This window comes from Acrocarpospora sp. B8E8, from assembly GCF_039871605.1.
In the GTDB taxonomy this organism is placed as follows: Bacteria; Actinomycetota; Actinomycetes; order Streptosporangiales; family Streptosporangiaceae; genus Acrocarpospora; species Acrocarpospora macrocephala.
In genome coordinates this window covers 556214-562614 of sequence record NZ_JBDPLV010000001.1, presented here as the reverse complement: position 1 = coordinate 562614, position 6401 = coordinate 556214, and the positions used below count along the sequence as shown (strand labels likewise).

Genomic DNA, 6401 nt, shown 5'->3' with positions numbered 1-6401 from the left:
CACCCCTGACTCCACCCGCGACCACACCCGCAAAACCAACCGCTCATGCCGTTAGATCACCTAACGGGACCCCTTCCGGTGGCGCCACCCAGGCATGGATTTGGGCGGGTTACCTAACGACGCCGGAGCTTCTGCGGCGCGTCTGCCTGAGGTCGTCATTTCGGCCCGCGCTACTGGACGCGCAGTTGCTCACCCGCATCACGGTGGGCGGCGCCCGGCTACGGACGGGAGATGTGCTGACATTTGGCCCGATTTCCGGCCCAGACCATCCAGGCACGCTCCTGGAGGTGAACGTTCGGGTCGGCACGATCCGGCCTAGCTCGACAGGCGCGTGGATGGGGTGATCGATCACAGGACCCTCCCGAGGGGTTTCGGCTGATTTCGCCAGGCACTGGCAATGCGGCGAACGGAGGGGATGGGCGGAGGCCCGCAAGGAATGAAAGGAGGGTGGGTGGGAGAGCCACCGGACCTTCAAGCGTGTCATCCAGCGGAACGGACGGGTGGGAGAACCCCGGGAAACGCTGAGCACGAGTGCTCCCGCCTGGTCAAATTACCGTGAGTGATAAGAAGTGTGCACAGGGTGATCTATGGGAATGGTGGGAGTGGAGTGACGGAAGGGGACTGTCATGCCACTTCGCAGGTCGATGATGATCGCCATGGTCGGCGTTCTCGCCTTCGCCGTAGGCGGTTCGCCGGTCGCCGCCGAACCCGATAAGTCGGATATCGAGGATGCCCAAGACCAGGTCGAGGAACGTTCGCGCGACCTCAACCGCGCCCAGCTCAAGCTGGCTACGGCCGAATCCCGGCTCCAGGAACTGGCCAGCCGCGCGGAACGTCTCGTCGAGGCGTACAACGGGGAACTGGTTCGGCTCCGTGACGCGAAAACCCGCCACGAGGCTCTCACCGCGAACCTCACCAGCGCTGAGGCGCAGGTCGAGGTGGCTCGAAAACAGGTGGCGGCCATCGCGGCCGACACCTACGGCAGGCTCGACGTCTCCCAGCCGATGGTCGCGGTGGTCGGCGAGGGAACTGCGTTCCTGCGCCGGGCCAGCTTGCTCAGCCAGCTGAGCGATGAGCAGTCGGCGACGATGAACCGGTTGCGGGACTCGCAGCAGGTCCACGCCATCCTGGAGGCTCAGGCGGCCCACGCGCTGGCCGAGCAGCAGACCGCCGCGAGAGAGGCGGAACGGCTGAAGGAGGCCGCCGCCAAAGCGGTCGAGGAGCAGCTGGCGGAGACCAAGTCGATCAAGAAGGAGAAGGCCGGCCTGGTCGAGCAGCTGGATGCCGCCCGCTCGAAGGTGGAGCGCATCAAGCGGGAACGGGAACTGGCGCGTATCAGGCGGGAACAGGCGGCAGCCGGGCGGCATTCGAACTTCCGCCTGGGGTCCGCTCCCAAATGGGCGCGTGCGGCGTCATCCGGGATGGGCGGGATCGCGGCCCAGTGGGCGCTGAACCAGCTGGGCAAACCCTACGTCTGGGCGGCCGACGGTCCGGGGAGCTTCGACTGCTCCGGCCTGAGCATGCGCGCCTGGGAGCAGGCCGGAGTCGATCTCGACCACTGGACCGGAACCCAATGGACCTCGGGCCCGCACGTGCCCCTGAGCCAGCTCCGGCCAGGCGACCTGCTCTTCTTCGGCCGCGTCTCCAGCGACCCGGGAACGATCCACCACGTCGGCATCTTCATCGGCCGGGGCCTGATGGTCCACGCCCCCCAAACGGGGGACGTGGTCCGCACCGCGTCGATCTGGCGCCGCGACCTGGTCGGCGCCACCCGCCCAGCCTAACCGCCGAGGTCCACTGACCGCCCGCCCGGCCACGGATCCGCCAGGAATGTCAGATCCACTGCCCCGCCAGCCATGAACAAAGTCGGATCCACCAAGGTTCGCCGGGCTTGGCGGGTGGCGGTCGCGAACGCGGCGAACGTCGTCACCGCCACGGAGGGCGTGCGAGGCCGCCAACGCAGACCAGGTTCAGTCGTCATCACGGCCATGGGGTGTTCAGGTTGCTGCGATGCCGCCAACACTGGCCAGGTCGGTCGTCGTCACTGCAACGGAGGACGCGACGTCGCCGACGCAGGCCGGGTCAGTCGTCATCATCGCCATGGAGGACGTACATGTTGATGTGACGTCGCCGACGCAGGCCAGGTCAGTCGTCATCGCCGCGGAAGGCGTACACAGATCAGGTTCAGTGTTCGGGTGCGGTTTGGGCGCGTTTGATCGAGCGTTCGATCTCGAGTTGGGCTTCGACCCGGCCGACCCAGTTCGCGCCCTCGACTGACTTGCCGGGCTCCAGGTCCTTGTAGACCTCGAAGAAGTGCTGGATCTCCAGGCGGTCGAACTCGGGGACGTGGTGGATGTCGCGGATGTGCTCCATCCGGGGGTCGGTGGAGGGCACGCAGAGGACCTTGTCGTCGCCGCCCTTCTCGTCGGTCATCCGGAACATGCCGACGGCGCGGCAGCGGATGAGGCAGCCGGGGAAGGTGGGCTCCTGGAGGAGGACGAGGGCGTCCAGGGGGTCGCCGTCCTCGCCGAGGGTGTTTTCGATGAAGCCGTAGTCCGCGGGGTACTGGGTGGAGGTGAACAGCATGCGGTCCAGGCGGATGCGCCCGGTCGTGTGGTCCACCTCGTACTTGTTCCGCTGCCCCTTGGGAATCTCAACGAGGACGTCGAATTCCACTGCGGTTCCTCCGCTCAGCACCCCGGGCGGCCCCGAGGTGGCATTAGTGTCTCGTTTATTAAGAAACGTGTGACCTGGGCCATCATGGGTGGCCCGGGATCACGGATCCTATTTGGCGGCGTATATCAGGAAGAGGTCACGTGGTGCGACGCGAGCGCTGGGTGTTGTTGCTCACCCTCGCCCTGCTGCAGGCGTTCGCCATCGCCGTGGGCGTCTATGTGATCGTCCACGGCACCGAACAACTCCCGGCCTCGATAGCGGCACCGAAACCGACTCCCACCCCTATTGTCACCGCGGGCCCTGTGCTGGATCCCGCGGCAGACGGACCTCTCCCAGCCAAGGGTACTTTGGCCGCCCTGCTCGGTGATGCGATGGGTGACCCGGCGATTGGCGGAAAACTGGCGGGGTCGGTGCTCGACACCGAGACCGGCGAAACCTTGTTCGACTCCGCGGCCGCCACCGCGCTCACTCCGGCCTCCACCACCAAGGTCGTCACCGGAGTGGCCGCGCTGGCCTCGGTCGGGGCGGACACCAAGCTGGTGACGAAGGTGATCCGCTCGGGCACCACGTCGATCGCGCTCGTCGGCGGCGGCGACGTGACCCTGGCAGGGCCCGAGGCCGACGCCAAGGAGCGCGTCTATCCTCGTCCGGCGTCGCTGGCCACGCTCGCCTCCCGTACTGCGAGGGCGCTCAAAGCCGCGGGGACCAGGTCGGTTTCGCTCAGGTATGACGCCTCGCTGTTCGCTGGGCCGACGATCGCGCCAGGGTGGAAGCCGACGTACGTACCAGAGGGAAGCGCGATGCCCGTGACAGCGCTCGCGATCGACGCAGGCCGGGTTTCCCCGAAGTCGGACTCCCGCTCCGCCGACCCGCCCCGCGCGGCCGCCCTCGCGTTCGCCGAGCTTCTCGAAAAGCAGGGCATCAAAGTCAACGACAACATCCGGCCTGGTACGGCGAAGCCCACCTCCCCCGAACTCGCCAGAGTCGAATCCGCCCCCGTCTACCAGCTGGTCGAACGTATGCTCACGATCAGCGACAACGACCTGGCCGAAGCCCTCGCCCGGCAGGTCGCGATCAGCGAGAAACTCCCGCACACCTTCATCGGCCAGGCCCAGGCCGTGCACCAGGTGCTGGCCAGGCTCGGCGCCGACCAGGGGGTCGAAGTGCACGACGGCAGCGGCCTGTCCACCCAGAACAGGATCACCCCGGCCGCGCTGGCCAAACTGGTCGCCCTGTCCGCCTCTCCGGCCCATCCCGAACTGCACACGCTGGTCAGCGGCCTGCCCGTGGCCGGGTACACCGGAACTTTGCATGACAGGTACGACGAGTCCGACTCGCGGGCCGGGGCCGGATTGGTCCGCGCCAAGACGGGCACGCTCAACGGAGTGAACACGCTGACCGGCCTCGTCTACACCATGGACGGCCGGTTGCTCAGCTTCGCCTTCATGGCCAACGACGTCGCCAACCCGGCGAAGACGATCGAGGCGCTTGACAAGCTCGCCGCGATCGTGTCGCGCGCGGCGTAACGGCAGGACATACGGTGGGGGAAATGCGGAACGCAGCTAATGAGGAGCGGTGAGCGAGTAATGCCCGCAGTAATCGATTGGGACCTCGCCGTCGCCACCGGAGTGCGTCTGGTCCGCCCGGGCCCGCAGGTGAGCCGGGACGAGGCCAAGAACGCCGTGACCGAGCTCCGCCGGCTGTCCCGCGAGGCCGAAGGCCACGTCAAGGAGTTCACCGGCATCGACTCGGCGCCTCCGGAGGAGGCCACGATCGTCGACCGGCCCGGCTGGATCCGGGCCAACGTGGACGGGTTCAAGGTCGTCCTTGAGCCGCTGACCGACAAGGTCGGCAGCAGCATGCCCGGCATCGTGAGCGCGGTCGGCTCCCGGATCACCGGCGTCGAGGTGGGCGCCGTGCTGGCGTTCCTCGCCTCCCGGGTGCTCGGGCAGTACGAGCTGTTCCTGCCGCCGGACCCTGACGGAAACGCGCCCACCGGCCGGTTGACCCTGGTCGCGCCGAACATCGTGCACGCGGAACGCGAACTCGCCGTGGACCCCCGTGACTTCCGCCTCTGGGTCTGCCTGCACGAGGAGACCCACCGGGTGCAGTTCACCGGCGTCCCCTGGCTGCGCGAATACCTCCAGTCCCAGATGACGGAATTCCTCACCATCTCCGACCTGGATCTCTCCACCCTGCTCCACCGCATGCGCGACGTCACCGACGCCGTCGCCGACGCCTTCAAGGGCGGCGACAGCAACATCATCGAGGCCATCCAGACCCCCGAGCAGAAGACCATCCTCGACCGCGTCACCGCCGTGATGACCCTCGTCGAGGGCCACGGCGACTACGTCATGGACGCCGTCGGCCCCTCCGTGGTCCCCTCCGTCGCCGACATCCGCGCCAAATTCCAGCACCGCCGCGCCGGCGGCTCTCGCATCGACCAGATCATCCGCCGCCTCCTCGGCATCGAACTCAAAATGAAGCAGTACGCCGAGGGCTCCACCTTTGTCAAGGCCGTCGTCAACGAAGCAGGCATGACCGGCTTCAACCGCGTCTGGACCTCCCCCAACACCCTCCCCACCCGCCAAGAAATCTCCGACCCCCACCTCTGGATGAACCGCGTCCTCAACTCCAACGCCCTCCCTCCCCACAACACCCAGAACGGCCAAAATGGCCAGAACGGCATAACCCCCCCAACCAACAAGGACCCCAACAACCCCGAGTGATCCAACTTCGCCTCAAAACCGGTGCGAAGTACGGCGGGGCACCCTGCGGGTGGGCAGGGCGGACACGTAGGCCGACGTAAGACCGTGCCCGAGACCACCGCGCCCGCGATGGCCGCTGACCAGCGGCTTACGAGAGGCTAGCTATCACGGTCGGCCGGAGTGTCCGCCCTGCCCACCCGCTACGAACCTCAGCCACCACACGATGCCTTAACTCGCATCAGGTGGGGGTGTTCCGTGATGGCGGGCTATTTGTTCGGCGCGGGATTCGTCGTGGGCGTGGAGGGCCTGGAGGAGGAGGTGATGTTCCTCGTACGCTCCATCGGTGGCCGTCAGTTGGGCAAGCGCTGATTCCACCCTCACCGCAGGGCTGAAGGCGCGTGCTTGCTCCAGGAGGCCTGCCAGGACCGGATTGGCACCCGCCTCCTCCACGATTGTGTGGAATCGTCGAAGGGCGGCCAGGAGGCGCTGGACGGTTTCGGGAGGCAGAGTCCCGCCCGCGTCGTTGATCCGGACCAGAGTGGCGCGAAGCGGGTCGGCTTCGGCGAGCACGGAGTCCAGCTGCGCCAGCGTTTCCGCGTCGATGTGCCGGGCCGCGAACCGTGCGATCAGGCCCTGAAGTTGCACTTCTACTTCGCGGATTTCGGCCAGGGTCTCCGGCGAAAGCCGTACCACCCGTAATGAGCGAGGCCCCGTGCGTTCGACCAGGCGGTCCTGCTCCAGGCGGCGCAGGGCCTCGCGAACGGGAGTCGGGCTGACGGCGAGGCGCGTGGCCAGGCCGCGTTCGGTGATCTTCTCTCCCCACGCGAGCTCACCGTTGGCGATAGCCAGCCGCAGCGCGGCATACGCCTGGTCGGCGAGGGTCTCGGAGGTCAGGTGGGAGAGCGCGGCGCCAGTCACGCAAACACCGCATTTTTGCTATAGCAAATTGTCAATCTGCTACCTAACTATACAAAGTCTGCCCAGCGCGTACGCACCGAGCGGCTATCAGGACGGCCA

6 protein-coding genes are annotated in these 6401 nt (G+C 67.0%); 3 read left to right on the top strand and 3 right to left on the bottom strand.

What is annotated here, in order from left to right:
- The first annotated feature begins 626 nt into the window (after positions 1-626).
- Positions 627-1784 (top strand): NlpC/P60 family protein, encoded by a 1158-nt coding sequence (locus ABGB08_RS02735; protein WP_347585801.1) that lies wholly within the window; start codon positions 627-629, stop codon positions 1782-1784.
- Between the two features lie 213 nt (positions 1785-1997).
- Here the strand turns inward: ABGB08_RS02735 and ABGB08_RS02730 are convergent, their stop codons facing one another.
- Together ABGB08_RS02730 and ABGB08_RS02725 are read right to left on the bottom strand one after the other, a co-directional pair.
- Positions 1998-2156: a hypothetical protein gene (locus ABGB08_RS02730; RefSeq protein WP_347585799.1), complete on the bottom strand. Its 159-nt coding sequence runs from the start codon at positions 2154-2156 to the stop codon at positions 1998-2000.
- A gap of 28 nt (positions 2157-2184) precedes the next feature.
- Positions 2185-2676 (bottom strand): inorganic diphosphatase, encoded by a 492-nt coding sequence (locus ABGB08_RS02725; RefSeq protein ID WP_347585797.1) that lies wholly within the window; start codon positions 2674-2676, stop codon positions 2185-2187.
- Between the two features lie 140 nt (positions 2677-2816).
- On the opposite strand from ABGB08_RS02725, the gene dacB reads away from it, so the two are divergent.
- Together dacB and ABGB08_RS02715 are read left to right on the top strand one after the other, a co-directional pair.
- Positions 2817-4202, top strand: coding sequence for a D-alanyl-D-alanine carboxypeptidase/D-alanyl-D-alanine-endopeptidase (dacB, locus tag ABGB08_RS02720; RefSeq protein ID WP_347585795.1), 1386 nt, complete (start codon positions 2817-2819; stop codon positions 4200-4202).
- Between the two features lie 60 nt (positions 4203-4262).
- The gene (locus ABGB08_RS02715) at positions 4263-5405 is read left to right on the top strand and encodes a zinc-dependent metalloprotease (protein ID WP_347585793.1); all 1143 of its coding nucleotides are present in this window, start codon (positions 4263-4265) and stop codon (positions 5403-5405) included.
- A 207-nt stretch (positions 5406-5612) separates the two neighbouring features.
- Here ABGB08_RS02715 and ABGB08_RS02710 read toward each other — a convergent pair whose 3' ends face one another.
- Complete coding sequence (locus ABGB08_RS02710; protein WP_347585791.1) at positions 5613-6302, bottom strand: GntR family transcriptional regulator; 690 nt, start codon at positions 6300-6302, stop codon at positions 5613-5615.
- Between the last annotated feature and the right edge of the window lie 99 nt (positions 6303-6401).

Coding starts and splice junctions, on each gene's coding strand:
- ABGB08_RS02735 (WP_347585801.1), top strand. CDS start 627: ATGCCACTTCGCAGGTCGATGATGATCGCCATGGTCGGCGTTCTCGCC.
- ABGB08_RS02730 (WP_347585799.1), bottom strand. CDS start 2,156: ATGACGACTGACCTGGCCTGCGTCGGCGACGTCACATCAACATGTACG.
- ABGB08_RS02715 (WP_347585793.1), top strand. CDS start 4,263: ATGCCCGCAGTAATCGATTGGGACCTCGCCGTCGCCACCGGAGTGCGT.